The organism is Natronomonas moolapensis 8.8.11 (assembly GCF_000591055.1).
Classification (GTDB): domain Archaea; phylum Halobacteriota; class Halobacteria; order Halobacteriales; family Haloarculaceae; genus Natronomonas; species Natronomonas moolapensis.
This window is the reverse complement of the sequence record NC_020388.1, coordinates 1,905,585-1,922,589: the sequence shown is the minus strand read 5'-3', so window position 1 is coordinate 1,922,589 and position 17,005 is coordinate 1,905,585. Positions and strand designations below refer to the sequence as shown.

Sequence of the window (17,005 nt, the reverse complement as noted above, 5' to 3'; positions counted from 1 at the left end):
GTCAGGCAAATTGAGGTTCATGCTAGCCAGATACTTGAGATGCGGATGCTTTCTGGGTTCGAAACTGAATTACGGCTTCTCCAAACGCAATCAACGCTTATTGATCTCGCTGAGTTACTTCGATCCAGCACACCATTGCCAGCCGACCAGCACAAAAGCCACGTTGAATCAGCCGTGATGAACATCCTCAAGCATCAGTATAAGACGTTTTCACCGGCTCAAGAAGAACTCAGAACGGAGGTTATAGATACCGCGCGACAGGGTGCTGAAATTGAGTACGGCGGGTCGTGGCTCTTTGTCCCACTTGGCGAAGACGGCGCTCAAGCAAAAAACTGGAATCCAGTGATTAAGATTCTACAACAGCGACTGCCAGAAATTGTTAGCGACTTCAATCAAATCTCTCATCGGATTCAAACGGATGGTGGTGAAAAGAGGCTCAATAGGTCATGTAAGAATATTCTTGAGATGCTTGAAGTCTTAGAATATACTCTTGACCGCAGCACGGCAACGAATGGCTACGTTAGTCATAGAACAGACCACAATCAGGATAATTTATTAAAATCGATAGAGCGTGAAATAACCGTTCTCAGGGGTGATACAGATGCTTAATTTAACACCGATAGTGAAACGGGACCAGCCTTCGTCGAAAATCAAGGTTGGTAGGAAAAAAGTCGGTCCAGGAACAGAGATGGTTGAAATAATGCATAAAGGGACGCGAGCGCATTTTTATGTTGATCTAGTCGAAGACTCGGTCGTCGACAAAATCGGTAATAAGGTGAAGATGCATCGAAATGTGGTGTCCCTGTTCGGTGGAATTGACTGGAGTTCGGACTTTCTAGTCGACCCAGATGTAAGTAAACGAGCGGTTGAGATCTGCAATTCAGTCAAAGTATTCACAAACGAAATCACGCCAGACGAGTTAGAACCGTTCCTTCGGCAAAATGAGTATCTATTACATCCGATTGAGGAGATTGTACCAAAGGGGGACGAACTCGTTTCCTTCGAGATTGCATCAATGGAACCCACTGGTTACACTACGCTTCGGGTCACAGACACAACTGAGATCGATTTCGTTGACGCAGGTGAGTTCCGTGAACTGAGTTCAAGTAGGAGCCGTGATGGACGGCGGAACGCGGCTAGTGGGCCAGAGAGTAAAAAAGAAGAGATATCTGTCAGTCTCAATCCAAAGAAACCAACAGCCAGTTTTGAAGAGGATGTTGCTGGACTCTCAGAGGTTAAGAAGACTGCAGATATGCTTCTGGCGCTTTTTGATCCATCGGTCCGAAATGAAGTAATTGAGCGCTATGGAGATAGTTTTGCTACCCGAGGCAACAGCATGATGATGTATGGGCCACCGGGCTGTGGAAAAACGCTTGTTTCAGAAGCGATTGCACATGAGGCAAAGTACAACTCAGGAATTGAGGAAGACTATGGAGAGGTAAAGTTTCTTGAAATAAAGGGCAGCGATGTGCTCTCTAAGTACTCTGGCGAATCAGAAAAGCGAGTTGAGGCGATATTTGAGAAGGCTCATGGGATTGCACAGGAGGGCTTTGCGATTCTATTCTTTGACGAGGTTGAGACTTTGATTCCAGATCGGAGTGAAGATTCTCTACAGCGACACGAGCGCTCGTTAACTAACGCTTTCTTACAAGAAATGAATGATGTTGAGGACAACTTGCTTGTCATCGGTGCAACTAATATGCCGTTTACAATAGATCCGGCAGCAACCCGTCGGTTCCCGATCCAGCAGTTCATTCCACAGCCGGACAAACACGTCATGGCTGAAGTCTGGGAGAAGAACTTGGACTCGATTGAGAGCGCAGATCGAATTGATTTTGAACGACTTGGAGAGGCATCTGTCGGATACACGCCAGCCGAAATCGCTGATCGAGTTTTAGGCAGTGAGTTTCAACGTGATCTCGTAGAGAGTGTCCACCGACCCGACCGTGAGCCGGTCGTCCCTGATACAGACTACTTTTTATCACGACTTGATCAGACAGAAGCAAAAACCATCCGACAGTACGTTACGAGCGTTAGAAACCAACTTGATGATATCGAGGGATATCCAGAAATGCAGCGGTACGTTGAACAGCAAGCTGAAGAGCTTGGCATTAGTATCGGTGGCGGGCCTACACTTGCCGAACAGTTGCTTGGGGGCGATGACGACTCGGGGGAAACAGAAAAATGAATGGCTACCGGCGGATTGATTCGTTCAATCGTTCTCAGATTGATTCTGTTGGGGTCAGTGAGAGTACGATTGCGATTGCGTCCGACAACCGAGTCACCCTTATTTCTGGAACGGACCGGTCTGAGTTTGAGCATGAGGCTCGGATTGAAGATATCGCGATAGACGAGCGAGTCATCATCCTCTCATCTGATCAGGTTACAGCGTATACCCGCGACGGATCAAAAGTTTGGAACCGGAGTTTTAATTCTCCATATTCAGTCGCTGCCCTTTCAAATAAAGCACTATTTGGTATTTTAGAGCGGGATCAAATATGTACAGTTGACTCAGAGACCGGTCAAGAGAGCTTTACAAGCAAACGAAACCGGTCAGGGCAACCACAGAGTGATCGGTTTATTGGGATCAAAGACGGATTCGTTTCCGCTACATGGTCATTTCTGCGCTGTATTGACGCTTCTGGTGAGGAAATATTTGATCAAAATCTGAATACAGCGATACGTGACATAGGATTTTGCGATGGCGTGATTATTGCATCCCTACAAAATGACCAATTGAAAGGTTTCGATGCTTCAACTGGAAAAAAGCGCTGGGAAACCGAGCTTCCAGCTAAACAACTTTCCCCCGTTAGTAACCAGAACTTGCTCATTAGTACTGAAGACGGTCCTAAATCAATCGCCGCGGACGGATCGATCCATTTCGCTGAGGGCCTCGCAGCCGGTGATATATATACCAGTTGGGATGGTTCAGTCGCTTGCTCGGTTTCAGATGGAACCGTTGTTTCGCACATCCTGAAGCAAGAATTGATTGATGTTGACATTCTTACTGAGTCCGTCGGCGTGGGCGGTACAATTGATGTAAGTGTAACAAATCTTGGTGAGACTGTAAATGACGTCCGAATCAAAGGAAAGCTCAATAATGCCGACCTTTCTCCAAATGAACGGCGGATAGAGCTCACACCATTGGACCCAATATCAACTGATTTTCCAGTTGATTCTGTCCGCACAGATGGGAAAACAGAATTTTCGCTCTATATTGAAGACCGGAGGGTTGCAGGAGAATTCATTGAGATCACCGATGCAGCTGAGAGCGTGATTGCGGCTGATGCGGATCTGCAGCCTATCAAAATTGAGGATGGTATCATAGAACTTGAACTCTCAATTACAAACACAGGAAGTATTCCCTTTGATTCAGTTCAGGTATTTGAAGACAGCGAAGAAAAAACGAATGTCGGCCCCAGTGAAACATGGGAAAAAACCATCACGAGATCGTATGAGCCAGAACAGGTCATAACCGTTGGGGTAGAGATTTTTCGCGGAAATCGACGGACAGAGCTCGCACCAACTTGCAAACTCCCTGAACATCCTTCAATTGAACTAAAACAGAAACGCGACGCCCTACATGGGCGGATTAACGGCGACAACCGGGTAGTGTGGTCTGACGAACTCGTCATTGATGTACCGGGAGCTGACCGTGCTCGATCGCCAGTCCAGATCGAAGACGGCACGTTAGTTGTAGTGCTTCCGATCTATGAAGAGGGGATTGCCCGGATTGAGCTTTCCGGGATCCAAATTGCGGATCAAGCTCAAATGAGTAGTCAAGACCCATTATCTCGTCTTACCAAGGATGTTAATAAGAAGACGAAGACTCGCACACAAACTGACCACTCGTTGCTTCCTGATCAACCCCAGACTGAATCAAGAGATGAGGTAACAACTGAAACTCAAACGTCTGAGAAAAGGGAAACACGAAGTCAAGACGAGACATCATCGGAGTCTGATGAGTACAGTATGAAAATCAGTAGTGATTCTGGTAGCCGTACTTCTGAAAAGATTTCTATACAGCGCGATATCTCTAAGAATCAAGTGCCAATCGGACACGCTACCTGTGAACGGATTACAGTTCGAAATGACGGCTATAGCACTGTCAAGCCAACAATTGTTGTCGGTGACAACCAATTTGATACGGGCAAACTCGCTCCTAGTGATACATGGCAGACTGAACGAACCCACGTATTCTTTTCAGATAGTAATACGCAACTTCCAGAGGCTACCGTTGAACAAGATGGTCAGATCATTAGTAGTATTCCGGCTAAAAAAATAACAATAATAAATAGCGGCCTGATTGTTCATCGCGCTGTCTGTACGGTAAATGATGAATATGAAGTTGAACTTGAGAATCGCACTGACTCAGATCGGCAAGTTGATTGGATTAAAATTGGCGGTCAAAAAATTAATATTGACACGCAGACCCTCGCAACTGGCAATCAAACGGTGTTTACCGGACGGAAGCTCACATCCGAGGTGTCGGACTATGTTAAGACGAAAATTATGACATCTAGTCCAAGTGGGATGCAGGAAGAGATTAACACAGTAACTATTGAGGATAGTGAGGCAAATTATAACAGTAATACTCTAATCCAGACGGCAATCGGGCCAGCTACACAGGTCGCTGGCGATTACGGAACCGTTGTAATGGTCTTTGAGAATGGCACTAACGAGTCGTTATCAGACGTCTCTATCAAAGCAGAGGGTGAGAAAATAAACGACATGTTGTATTCTCAAGCCCATCGAGAGGTTCTTCCGCCTAATGAAAGAATTGAACACTACGTAGACCTGAAGACTGAGGCTGGGACTATTGAGTTTGACATCAGTATCACCTACACCGAGGAAAACGCAACCGAAAAGTCACGTATACTCCGAGCAAGCGGGCCAGCAGTCAAAACCGAAGCAGAGTGGACAGACAAACATCGGAACTCGTGGACGATAGATGACAAGACTGAGTTGAATCTCGATATTCCGCCACGGATCTCAACGTCTTTCCAGTGACTCGGTCTTAGGGATTGCGTACTGTTATGTAATTGATCATATGAGAAAGTCCCCACTAATTGACTCTTTAGAATCTTCGATGTACCAATACATCCCTCGGGCAGTGTGGGTGATTATTGAAATAATAATGACCGCCCCAATTGCCATTGAGACAAAGAGTGACCATCGCGCGATTGTTAACGCATTCGCACGTTGGGCTCGTTCTTCGGCGACTGCCTCTGCGCGGGTTGTTTCCCCCGCTTCAGTGAATGCCATCTCGGCATCGTCATAAGCCGAAAGTAGTGTATCCGAACGGTCCTCAAACTTGTCATAATGTACTGGATTAAGAATGAGTTGCTGCCCAACAACAGTTACAAAGATATCTGACTCCATCTCTTCCCAGTCGTCTATAGCCTCCTGACGCTTTGTTTCACCTTCGCCCACCAGCGTACTATATGTTTCAAATGCCGAATCAGCTTCGGCTTCAAGTGATTCTGCCCGCTCAGAGTCACCCTGTAACGAAGCGATCCTTGCTAATTCGGTTTTGATTCTTGCCTCCTCGACTGGCGTTGTGTCCCCTGATTCAAGTTGCTCTTCGTAATGAGCCTCCTGCGTTTCAATACGCGAAGAGAGTTCTGTACCGGCTGTTTCACGAACTGAAGATGCCCTACTTCGAAGATCATCATCTTGGATTGCGTTCCCGTAGACAGACATTGTGTCGAACGCGACTGCCGCACGGATTAGTTCTTCCTGTGCGGCATCATGGTTCCCATCGGCAACCGAATTATCAACGGTATCAATTGCTTCCAAATACCTAATGACTCCATCCCCAAACGTGAGGGCAGTTGTGACATCTTCGCGAGGAATCTCGCCCTCTCGAATTTGATTGTCCATCTGATTTACGAGTTCAAGAGTCTCTGTGGAGGTTTGCTCAAGTGCCTGGCTTTCCCCCGGAGCCTCCTCAAGAGATTCTTTGAGAGGCTCTAGATTAAGTGGTATCGGAGTCGCGCTTACAGTGACTTCTCGATTTGCAACTTCATCGCCACTGATCACAAACGTCCAACTGTATGTGGACCCAATATCTGCATTGGGCCCAAATTGTATCTCGTATTCTACATCAGAGGACCCGTTGGTATCTATTGAAGAATCAATATTATTAGTCACCTCAATCCACTCTTGAGGGCCCTCTGAAAGGGTCATCTGGACGTTTTCGATATCTTTGTATCCTAATTCTTCCTCTACCGTGATGCTAGCTGAGTCCGTATTGCCGATCGGCACATCGCCGGATCGGATCTGGAGTGTGCTTACTGACATTTCAACGCCGTGTTCAATATCTACAGTGTCGGTGAGGTCTGAGCTATCAACGTTGTTCGCGTATAGTGCGGCGTCAAAATCATACGCACCTTCGTCCAAGCTGGTCTCTGCAGTGATCTCAAGACCTACTGATTCCGTTTCCCCGGGACCGATTGAGTTCGGCTCACTTGATACTTCTACACTACTAAATGGTGTTGAACCGATTGCCACCCGATTAAAATTAAGTTTGCGGTCTCCGCTGTTTTCGATTTCAATGGTTGTCTGTCGAGTGATTGATCCAACGCTCTGTGGTTCGTCAAACTCAAACTCCTCTAACTCAAGATTTATATCGCCGAATTGCGCTGGAAACGCAACGAATGTTTCAAGAGTAACATCGCTCTCAACATTATAATCAGTTCCCAACTCATTTGGATCAAGCTCTAATCGCCCACCGATGTCGTCGTATTGGTTGGCACTATTGTCAGCGGTAAACGTGACAGTGACCGTTGTGCTGCCCCCTGCACCAACTCTTACATTCTCAAGTCCCCTAATCCCACCATCGTCTCCTTGCACATCTATTCCGTTGAATCCTTGATGGCCGCCAGTCTCCTCAACAGTTATTTGTGCAGTCCGAGAATCGCCACGTAGAACACCCTCGTCATCTAGCCAGTCCGGCATACCTGATATTTCGACGTAAGCTGGGGTCTCGACAGTATAATCAACCCTCTGCGTTTTGCCGCCACCATCAACAGTGAGTGTCGCTGACTCAGAGCCGCTACTTCTAAGTTCAACTTCTATATTTGTACTCTCTCCTGGTCCAAGAGTTCCTGGTTGACCGGCTACTGTGTGTCCACCGTCAATTGATGCAGAAAGACTGACTGAATTGTTTCTATCATCATTACGAACGGTTACAGTATCAGTTATAGTGTCTTCACCTGGGCCGAATGTAACTGTTTCGCTGGTTTCATCGAGAGTCCAATTACTCGTCTGTGCACCTACTCCTCCAGAGGCCCCAAGTGATAGTACCAATGAGATGATTACGAACAAGACGAGAGTCCGTTTATACATCGCTATCACCCACAGCTACTACAGAGTCTACATTTGCAGCCTCAAACGTTCTTTGCCATGCGAAGAGGCGTGAGGTGATAATCGCAACTAACAGCCCAAGAATGAGCCCATACCCGACGAGGATCGTCGTAGAAGCGATCGCGATTGAGAGCCGTATCGATTTTGCTGTGTTAGCTTGGGCTTCAAGAGATGTCTGGCGGTCAGAAAGCCCATGACGATTGGCGCGCTGTACGGCATCCGTTATCATTGAACTCGTCTGCAATGCCGGTTGGTATCGTTTGATAACGCCAATATTATGTTCGCTAATTGCGCTGGTTGAGCTTTCACAGTTACTGCACGACTCAGTTAATGAGCCTACCGCTGCTTCAGCGTCATCCATCTGTTCCCTATCAGCACTCAGCTCTGCTCTGAGTTGCTCCACCTGACGGGTGAATTCAGCTGCTTGTTCCGGCTGATTAGCCCCCCGATAAGCTTCAGCTGCTAGCTCTCGAAGTTCAATTTCTGTAGGTGTATTATCGGCTTGTTCTGCTCTTGAGGCAAGTTCGCTACCAAGTTGCTCATAGTACCGGGTTAGAGCGAGCCTGGAAAGTGCAGCGAGCGATTCGTCGTGTGTCTCAAGTTCGGATATACTTCTCTGGACATCTGCGGCGGTCTCAAATCCAGCCTCATATTCCTCATTCTCAAACTGTGCCTGTGCTTCCTCAAATTGGCGGATAGTTGCGATGACCGCGTCAAGCTCACGTGCCTGCTCATCGGTAAACTCTCCAACCTGTACCCCTGTAAGTGACTGCGTGTGGAGCGTTTCAAGTTCGCTGTACTCATCATAAATTTCTAGATCACTCATCCCGCGAAGGGTATTGAAGTAATCATCCGCACTTTCGGGTTCTTGTGCTGTGGCGCTTGGTGCGACTGCTGGTGCCAGAAGCGACACCACAATAATTGAGACCATCAGCACGACTGTCTGTCGGTTGTTTATGATCCTCATCTTAAAACACCGTCCGTGAGAGTCGTTCTCTAAGCTCACGATGCTCAAATAGTTCCTCAACCGCGCTCAACAACAGAATAGCGAGGTGGATAGACGCGATATTATTGATACGTTTACCGCTATCACTTATCTCGATCCGTTCTAACATTTCTTGTGCCGGTGCAATCTCAGAAAGCGAACCACGTTCGCTGTCAATCCGTGCTGAGACATCATCGACTTGCTCTGCGAACGTGCGTCGTGCTGCTACTGGCCCCGCTTGGAGTCGATTAGCGAATGTTTCCATGTCGAACGTCCCTTGCCATTGTGTATTTGCATCTACCATGTCTGAACATGCGGTAAATAGATCTAAATTCCGTTTTGTCGACATTGCTTCTGAGATCGTCTCAACGGCGTTAGCCACTGCCTCCAGCGTCGCATCAGTGACTTCATCTGGGTGGGAGTCAACCCTCACAAAATAGTGCCCCTGTTTGGGGAACTGTTCAATTTCATCGAGAACTTGATTGATGACCGAAGCATAGTACCGTTGAATTGCGGTATCAATACCAGATTTCGCCGTCACGCCCTGAATTTCCTCACGAAGGCGTCGAATCCGATCATGATGTGACTCCGAAAGGTGCCAATCAAATGATGCTTCGGCTACCACGGTTTCACCATGTTCGCTGACCGTTACTCGTTTTTCTGTGGTTTTAAACAGAGTCTCAAGTCGGTCTGAGAGCTCAAGACCCACGCGGTACTGCCCGATTAATATATCTCCTTCAGCATATTCGCCCTCCTGCCCGGCCTTTTTAATGCTCTTTTGTTCTCCGTAGATCCCTTTGAGAATCGGTTCTTCAGGAGTTATTTTAGCGTCTATATTCTCCGTCTCAACTCCATCGATCTGCGATACAACTCGAAGCTTTCCTGTTTGTGGTTTAAGTGTGACCGTCTCACTGAGACCGTTATCAGTAACTTGGTACTCATTCGTTGTCTTTTCGTATTTCTCATGGCTGACAGTGACTCCTACAGTCTTTTGACCAAGCTTTGAGTCAAAGGTTACTCGACCGTCCTCACCGCTTCGTTTTGTCGTCTTTTCTTGATCAGACTCAAGTTGAATTTTTGCATCTGGCACACGAAAATCGCGAGTGCTGTCTTGAACGGTTATAGATATTTCTGGAAGGTTAACAGTCAATTCGATTGGAGGACCCCTGTCACCTTGATAGACCGATCTTTGAACAGTTTCTGAGCTAATCTGTTCATTTTCTATTTTGGCGGAGATAGTCCATTTCCCGGTGGGAAGCGATATAGATCCGGAGCCACCGGTGATAACTGATGTCCGACTTGTGCTATTGGCGTCTCCGGTTTTTCGAGCTGTGATTTTAGCACGCTGCTTAATCGGCTGCGCTCCATCAGTTATATTAACTTGTTGTTGTACTGTATGTGTTTGCGTTTGTGTCCCACTCTGTTTATACTGAGCTTGCTCACGGTGGAATAGAGTACTCCCAGTAAAGTATCCAAGCACCGGGAGAACAAGCACTACAGACATCGGGAGGTGGTGTCTTAGGAAGTCCCCTGGGACTGAGGCGGGGCGTACTTGACTTATTATAAGAACCGATAATATGAACACAATGAGTACCGATATAAAAGATTTCTCTATAATATCGAGCTTTACTGGGCGTTTACTACCAATAAAGATTCCTATGACAAACAGAACAATCCCACTAACACCGATAATAACGGGAATAATTGGTATGGAATTCAGGCTTCCAGTAGTAGCTGACTGCGAGAGTTTGACATTGACAATCCCAGCATCAGTTGCCATTCGGATTGTATTCTCTGACTCAAGACTCGTATCGGATAATGTCAGCTCATTACCATCAACCTCTGTGTTAGTTTTACTTATGTAGTTCAGTTCAGGTTCAACGATTATCGATGACACATTCAACCGCTCAATCGATCTCTCACCTTGGATTGTCTGATCATCAATCAAGGTTGCATTGAAGCTCTCTGGCTCTGAATCCGTATTGATATTTCTATGGCCAAATAACAGTGCGTCCGAACCTGCTTGACGAACCGACAGTGTAACATTCTCCGCCCCAGCTACTCTATCGGCGTTTGGTAACGGAGCAACTCCAGAATCTAAGCTAACTTCATCTGTTGAGAGTTCTTCATTGCTCCTTCCAATATCATGAACCGTTATTGTATACTCTGTTTCCGACTCAATAGCAGGATGCCAGAAAACCATCTGGCCGTGATAGAATCTGATCTGGGGGACTATTGGGTCAGTAGATCCGACAGGGACTCCATCAGTTTCAAAATTATTGGAAACAGGGGCTCCAGTTCCTGACCCACTAGAATCTGTCGCGTCGCGGAATTTATTAAGATTAATTTCGACCGTATGTGAGTCAACGAAGTCAGCCTCAAGATCCTCGTTGTTTTTTGTTGCAAGCAAAGGATCAACTTCATCGGGATTAGTAACGCCGACTGTATCTACCGGTATGTATAATTGACCATTTTGTATCCAACTGTTGATACTTGCTTGCTCTATGGTATGTAGGTGAACAGTATCAGATAGCTCTGTATCTTCAATCTTAACCGTCGCGTTGGTTAGCGAATTTTCGCCTATACGCCGTTCGTCAAGTATCTTTACACTTTCATTCCATTGGTATTTTCCGTTTTCAGGTTCACCATTCAGACTCAGATCTCCCCAGCCAATGCCATGGTTTGTCATTAGTGAAACGTTCTGTGGTCCACTTATTAACCCGTCTTCACCGACTACATCCGCGTCAAGCGTTATGGTGATTTGATCGACGGTAGTTCGCTCAACACTGAGAGCCTGACTTTCCGAAGATTGTCCTGTACTGGCGATGCTTGATTGCAGTTGATTGGCGATCGTGCTTGTACCGTCATGCTCAATCCTGTCTATGCCTTCCGTCTCAGCAGATACGGGTGACATGACGAAACCACTGACTATAATTAAAACGACAATGGTTCTCATTATTGCTCGAGAGCCGGCTTGAGAGTCTATAGTCAAAATCATTATTTCCCGATGTTGTGGTCTGCGTACTCTTCAAGATTTGAAACGATTCTATCAAGTTCTGCGCGGGTAAGTTTAGACTTGCCGCTGCCTGACCCAGATAGACTTTCACCTAACATTTCGAAATCATCCCAAGAGTGATCTAAAAGGGGATCTAGGCTAAATCCGCCCAATAGAAGCAAAACATCGACATCGCTCCCCCTTCCACGTTTTGGTGTTAGGCTGGCCTGTCCTGCCACATTAAGTCCATGGCTACTTGTCCAATCTCGAAACGCATCATAGACATCCGGTTCAGAAATCTCATCATTGTCAATCATTGCCTCTGGTGCTCGAACAATCGCATACGCGGCTTGCGTCGTTTCGACATCCATCGGCACATATGCATTTTCAGATGCTTTCTCTAGCATATACTCAAGCTCGAAGACAGATCCATCTAAACCAGTCGAAACAGCAGGTGTAAAGTGATATGTGTCCATTTGAGAAGGGATAGTTACGTAGTCCTTGATATCGATAACACTCCTAGTTTCCCGCCCAGCCCCAATCATCAAATCAATCGCTCTGATTATCGCGTTATTGATTGAACCATACTGATCGTCTCCTTCACTATCAGAGTCCTCAAGATGCGAATTGGACGCCAGTAGGACCATATCTGCATTCTGCCTTTCGTTCCCTGTCCGTAATAGCCGCGAGAGCCCACAGACCGCATTAAAATGTCGCTGCGGCTGCTCATAATAGTACGGCCATATTCCGAATGCTGCATGGATGACGCTACCCATCCAGTCCTCAACATTCTCGTCTACAGCATCGGGAAGACCATTCTTGAATTGATCAATAATGTACGGAATTGAACCATTTCCGGTTCCGCCACCCAGCGTCGCGATATGCATGAAGGCGTCCGTGTTGCCAGCTAGATTACTGATATTGTTAACAATTCTATCGATATCCTCTCGAGCACATGCTTCCCCATTTGGGAAGAAGTTACCAGCTCCCGCTTGAGATCCGAACTCAATAGCATGATTGCCCATAAGCTGATCTTCGTCATCTGAGGGCCCAATATGTTCTTCGAGCCGGTCAATTGTGTTTCGAAGATCAGAACGGTTCGTGTTCATGACCAGTATCCGTTCATCGATTCCAGGATTTTCTGCGCGTTCAAAGAACTGTGAGGCGACTCGTCCACCACCCTCCCCTGACGCAATCACACTCCATCTGGTAAACGTATTTGTTGCCATTATTGTTTATTCCATTTTGATCGCTGTCTTCGTCGTGGTTACGTCATCGTCTGTCTGTAGATCCCCAATCATCTCGCGTATGGTCTCGTCTGGCACGGGTACGGACAAGAAATTATTTCTTGCGTCACTAAATTGAAGCTCATCGCCAGGCTCAATATTATACTGAACCGTGTTTTCAAGTTCACGCCGGACTTGGGACCGGTCGTATACAACTACATCGTCATTAAATTCGGCCACATCGTGTTCGCTCTGTTCACCCCATATGGCAATTAGGCATGGGCCGTATTCATCTTGTACAGGTAAATCCATACTTGCCGAAACGTAGCCTTGTTCTCTGAATCTTGAGGAGACCTGTGACTCAATCGCAGGAAGATATTCCGTCATGTCTTGATCTATCCCCGAACATAAGCGTTCACGAGGCGACCGCTCACTGAATTTGATGCTTACGCTAAGATCGTCCTCAATAACCAGTTCACGTTTGATTGTCCCGAACTTACTGGCCCCAGGGTCAGCTGAAAGGGTATATTCCCCTTGAGGAATGTCGGTGAATTCAACAGAAGCAGCGACATGTGTTTCAACCATTTTTGTCTCGGAGTATACTCCCCCGTTGATTTCAATAGTCGCCTGTCGAGACTCGCCTCCGTGTTCATATTGTAGATCAACAGTAAGATCATATTGTTCAACATCCCCACGTCGTAGAAGCACTTGCGCGGGATCAAACTCAACGGATGGATTGCGACGATTGTAGAGACCAAGGAACTCCTCGGCATGTCGGACCGGTAGATCGTCGGCAGTCACTTCACCGGTCTGGTTCAATTTGGTCTCAATTGTACCGGCAAGATCGTCGTACGCTCCAATAACCGACGCTTTCGTACTTGCCGTTTCAAGCGCATCAGTTAGGCGAGCGGCTGCGTCAGCCCACTCAGCAGTAAACCGTTCAAGATCGTCTATATCTGCAACTTTGCTGCCAAGCGACTCGTCGACAACGGCTGGCTCATTATAGTATCCATCTGGAGTTTCTGCTGATCGAAGGGTCTTGACTGCACCGTTGAGGTCCGACTCCATCGAACGTAGAATTGAAACGCAAGTTTCCCTGAGCTGATTCTGCATTCTCATTAGTTCAGCGAGTTCCAGCGCTGAGTCAAGAGAGTCAACACGCTGGTCCATTTCAGTGATCAAGTCAATTTGTTCTGCGTCAACGTACTCGTCAACATTCGACTTCAGAACGGCATCAAGAAGATTAGAGAGTCGTTCACGCTCAACCTCAAAGGACCCAGAGAATTGGTCACGAAGCCGGTCGCGAGCATCCAGCACTGAATCGACTGTTTTATTATAATCATGTTTATCAGCTGCGTTGGAGGCAGCCTCAAGCTCTTGTTCAATGGCGTCAACATCTTCAGGCCGCATATCTCCCCGTGTCATCTCCCGAATTGTTTCGATCGCTGTTTCAACTGCGTCATCAGCTTGTTCACGAGTATGGGAGAGAGTGTCTTGATATGCCGGGATTGGGTCAGTTGCAGGAGGTTCTGATGCCGTTGGCACAGATACAATAAGATCGACATCACTGAGATTGGCGATTTGCTCCTCAGTTTCGTTTATTTCTGAACGCACAAATTCTCGAAACAGCTCCTCAAACTCGTCGTGGAACCTCTCGACCTCTGTTTCAAGACGTTCGAACTCCTGAACATCAGCATTATCAATCCCGCTAGTTAATTCAAATGCCCCTGAATCGGGCTGGATTTTCACGCCCTGATTCTGGAAATCGGCAACAAGAGAATTAGTACGGGCCTCGATATTTGGGGACCAGTCGGGATATGAATCTCGCAACTCATCCAGAGTGCGGAGATGATTCTGAAAATCCTCGGCTACACTACGCCCCCGTTTGCGGACGTATTGCTGTTCACTGGTCTTACTCCGCGTGATGAGCCCCCGCACGTATACTGCAACACCGACGACAATAATAATCGGGAGGCTAATCATTGTCCCCCAGACGACCTCCGTCGTGCCTGTCACAACGAAAACAACAGCTCCTATGGCAGCTGCGGCAACAACGAGTCCTCCGATTGTCAAAGTTCTCTGTGTGCTTGAATTCATAGGATCACCCCAATTAGATCTAATACTCCAATATGCCATATCACTGCAAAGCCGCTAACAAGAACGATGGCTCCAACGATGACTGGAACGATGCCAGCGCGTCGATTATATGATACGTTTCGGCTGAGTTTCATTTTATTGCGAACGTTCCTTGCTTCGATAAGTGGAACCACGCTACCCAATGCAGCACCGCCAAACAGCCCTGCGAGCAGCGCACCAGCGAAATACGTGATTACAGTTGACTGTGTACCTCTGCGCTGCACACTCACCGCATTTTCGTATTGGTTGAGGGAGTTCTCAGCTGTTGATTCTGTTTCCCTCCGTTCCTCTTCAATTACGCTGAGCAATAAAAACTGTTCAGCTGGGGTAACATCTTTTTGACCTCTTCCTTCCTTTAACACTTTTTTTATACCATCTTCAGCGGTTGAAAGGTTATTCAATCCTTGCTCAATCTCAGTAATATTTTGCTTTGCGCGATTATGTTCAACCCCACCATATGAGTCTGCTTCCTCGATTGTACTGGTGGTCTCAGACAAGGATTCGGACGCATTACTGGTCTGATTTGAAGCGGTCTTAAACCGACGCTCTTGTGTTTTAAGTTCTGGTGAGGCTGAAATATTAATTCCGAACGTTGGGGTATTTTTATTAACAACATCCGAACTGGTCACGACTGCCTCTCTTGAGTTGTCGCTGTTCTCTGATGTACCTGTAGTTGCTCCCGGCACTACAAGGCCAGAGAGCGCTAATCCAGCAACGCATACAATTACGATGACGAGCGAAGTACGGCGAATCATGGGTGGAGTCTGGCGTTTATTTGTTTTCGTTTATATACGTATACAACAGCGCCCGAAACTATTATTCCAAGACCAAGGCCGATCAACACCCCCCCGCCAGCAACGAACGTTAGCTCATTTGTTAGCTTATTGAATTCCCACGCCAGTCTGCCAGTCTGGCGGACTTCGGTTGGCGAAGGCTGAACACTAATGATAAACGACATGAGCGTTATGAACCCCGGCGATCCAGTCATGTTGTCATTTGCTCCGATTCTATTTCATAAGCTGTCGCTATGGAGTCGATCTCGTCCAGTCTATCGATGTCTTCACGTCGGTATGTCAGTAGCGTCGTTAGCGATGCCATGTTCCGGTCGCTTAACGCGATTCCAAGATTCACCTCGCTTGACCCGCAGCTCTGCTCTAAAAATTTCTGTATAGTGGACATTTCAACGCTATAACTTCCGTCGGTAAGATATGAGCTAGGCGCTCGAATTAATGATATAGCTTTTTTAGCTTTTTGGCTATCTGCATTAGCTAATGTTTGTTTAGACGCTGATAACCGTGACAGCGCTGCGCTGTCGACCTCACGATTCCCAATAAACGGAAGCAGGTAACCTGATAGCGTTTGTGTCATTGAAACGGATCGGCCAATCGCGGCATACCCGGGTTGTGATTCGTCGGAGCCGATGCCAAACGAGAGTGAGGTAATGATATCTTGGACATCGATATCCGGTGTGTCAACGTCATCTACCTTACTGGCGTCAACGCTACTGAACACTGGACCAGTTATCAGGTCGTAGAGCGATGCTGCCACGTAATTATTGTATTCACCGAATTGTCCTGCCGAAGAGTCAAGATACGAGATGCGTTGATTGTCGACAAGAACGATCCCATCAACCTCGGATTCAAGACGGTCAAGTCCATATCTGGTGTTCCATGCCTGCCTCCCGGCAGCCACTTGCTCATCATTATCTGAATCAGCTGCTCCTTTTGTATTGGGCAGAATCGCAATCGCAATCACTTGTGCATGCCCGTCAGTATATTGCTTGATCTGTCGAGCTAGATGTGGAGAGATCCCGCAACCAGTCCCGCCGCCGAGGCCGAGACACAAAAATACGAAGTCAATCGTATCAGATACCGTCGGTGCATCTCCTTCTTCATCAGACGGGGCAACTGCTTCGCTGAACCGTCGGTCTAAGAGGTTTTGAATCTCTGTATCGTACTGAGCCATCACATCATTCGCCCTAACAGGGTCACGACCGAACCCTCCAGTAACCATCTCTTCAAACCCCGGCTCGGACCGTTCCACCAGTCCGTGCTGTTCTGCAATCCCAAATTGATTGGCCTCTGGAACATTCGCTAGGTTCTCCAGGTCTCGGATGGTTGAATTAAAAACGATCGGTGCCCCGAGGGTTGAGATGTCCGGGCTGCTAAATAGGCCAAGTAGCGAGTCGTCTGTGTACTCGAATAATGCGTCGACGATCGCCCCTCCAGCCTGCCCTGCCCCCACAAACAAGTAAGTCATTGGTTCACAAAACTGCAGTTTTCGTCGTCAGATAAA

Annotated in this window: 11 protein-coding genes; 3 read left to right on the top strand and 8 right to left on the bottom strand. The window is 47.1% G+C overall.

The genetic code is table 11. The annotated features are described in order from the left end of the window. Positions 1-45 precede the first annotated feature (45 nt). The 3 genes from NMLP_RS15240 to NMLP_RS15235 are packed head-to-tail and all read left to right on the top strand — an operon-like array spanning position 46 to position 5,010. Complete coding sequence (locus tag NMLP_RS15240; RefSeq protein WP_152024129.1) at positions 46-609, top strand: hypothetical protein; 564 nt, start codon at positions 46-48, stop codon at positions 607-609. Then, positions 602-2,188: an ATP-binding protein gene (locus tag NMLP_RS09230; RefSeq protein ID WP_015409848.1), complete on the top strand. Its 1,587-nt coding sequence runs from the start codon at positions 602-604 to the stop codon at positions 2,186-2,188. The genes NMLP_RS15240 and NMLP_RS09230 overlap by 8 nt, the downstream gene beginning before the upstream one ends. Then, positions 2,185-5,010, top strand: a complete 2,826-nt coding sequence (locus NMLP_RS15235; protein ID WP_015409847.1) for an outer membrane protein assembly factor BamB family protein — start codon at positions 2,185-2,187, stop codon at positions 5,008-5,010. Before NMLP_RS09230 ends, NMLP_RS15235 begins: the two co-directional genes overlap by 4 nt. Before the next feature lie 36 nt (positions 5,011-5,046). Here the strand turns inward: NMLP_RS15235 and NMLP_RS15230 are convergent, their stop codons facing one another. Genes NMLP_RS15230 through NMLP_RS09190 form a run of 8 tightly spaced genes read right to left on the bottom strand, consistent with a single transcriptional unit; the run spans position 5,047 to position 16,969 of the window. Then, entirely contained in the window at positions 5,047-7,350 is a 2,304-nt protein-coding gene (locus tag NMLP_RS15230) for a COG1361 family protein (RefSeq protein WP_015409846.1), read from the bottom strand. Further along, positions 7,343-8,335 (bottom strand): hypothetical protein, encoded by a 993-nt coding sequence (locus tag NMLP_RS15225; RefSeq protein ID WP_015409845.1) that lies wholly within the window; start codon positions 8,333-8,335, stop codon positions 7,343-7,345. The genes NMLP_RS15230 and NMLP_RS15225 overlap by 8 nt, the downstream gene beginning before the upstream one ends. A gap of 1 nt (position 8,336) precedes the next feature. Then, positions 8,337-11,309, bottom strand: a complete 2,973-nt coding sequence (locus NMLP_RS15220; RefSeq protein WP_152024128.1) for a hypothetical protein — start codon at positions 11,307-11,309, stop codon at positions 8,337-8,339. 41 nt (positions 11,310-11,350) lie between these two features. Continuing rightward, positions 11,351-12,577: an FtsZ/tubulin family protein gene (locus NMLP_RS14500; protein ID WP_015409843.1), complete on the bottom strand. Its 1,227-nt coding sequence runs from the start codon at positions 12,575-12,577 to the stop codon at positions 11,351-11,353. 6 nt (positions 12,578-12,583) lie between these two features. Next, the gene (locus tag NMLP_RS15215) at positions 12,584-14,671 is read right to left on the bottom strand and encodes a coiled-coil protein (protein ID WP_015409842.1); all 2,088 of its coding nucleotides are present in this window, start codon (positions 14,669-14,671) and stop codon (positions 12,584-12,586) included. Beyond that, positions 14,668-15,465: a hypothetical protein gene (locus NMLP_RS15210; protein ID WP_015409841.1), complete on the bottom strand. Its 798-nt coding sequence runs from the start codon at positions 15,463-15,465 to the stop codon at positions 14,668-14,670. Before NMLP_RS15210 ends, NMLP_RS15215 begins: the two co-directional genes overlap by 4 nt. Continuing rightward, on the bottom strand, positions 15,462-15,698 hold the full coding sequence (locus NMLP_RS15205) for a hypothetical protein (RefSeq protein ID WP_152024126.1): 237 nt from the start codon (positions 15,696-15,698) through the stop codon (positions 15,462-15,464). The genes NMLP_RS15210 and NMLP_RS15205 overlap by 4 nt, the downstream gene beginning before the upstream one ends. Further along, positions 15,695-16,969 (bottom strand): FtsZ/tubulin family protein, encoded by a 1,275-nt coding sequence (locus tag NMLP_RS09190; protein ID WP_015409840.1) that lies wholly within the window; start codon positions 16,967-16,969, stop codon positions 15,695-15,697. Before NMLP_RS09190 ends, NMLP_RS15205 begins: the two co-directional genes overlap by 4 nt. Between the last annotated feature and the right edge of the window lie 36 nt (positions 16,970-17,005).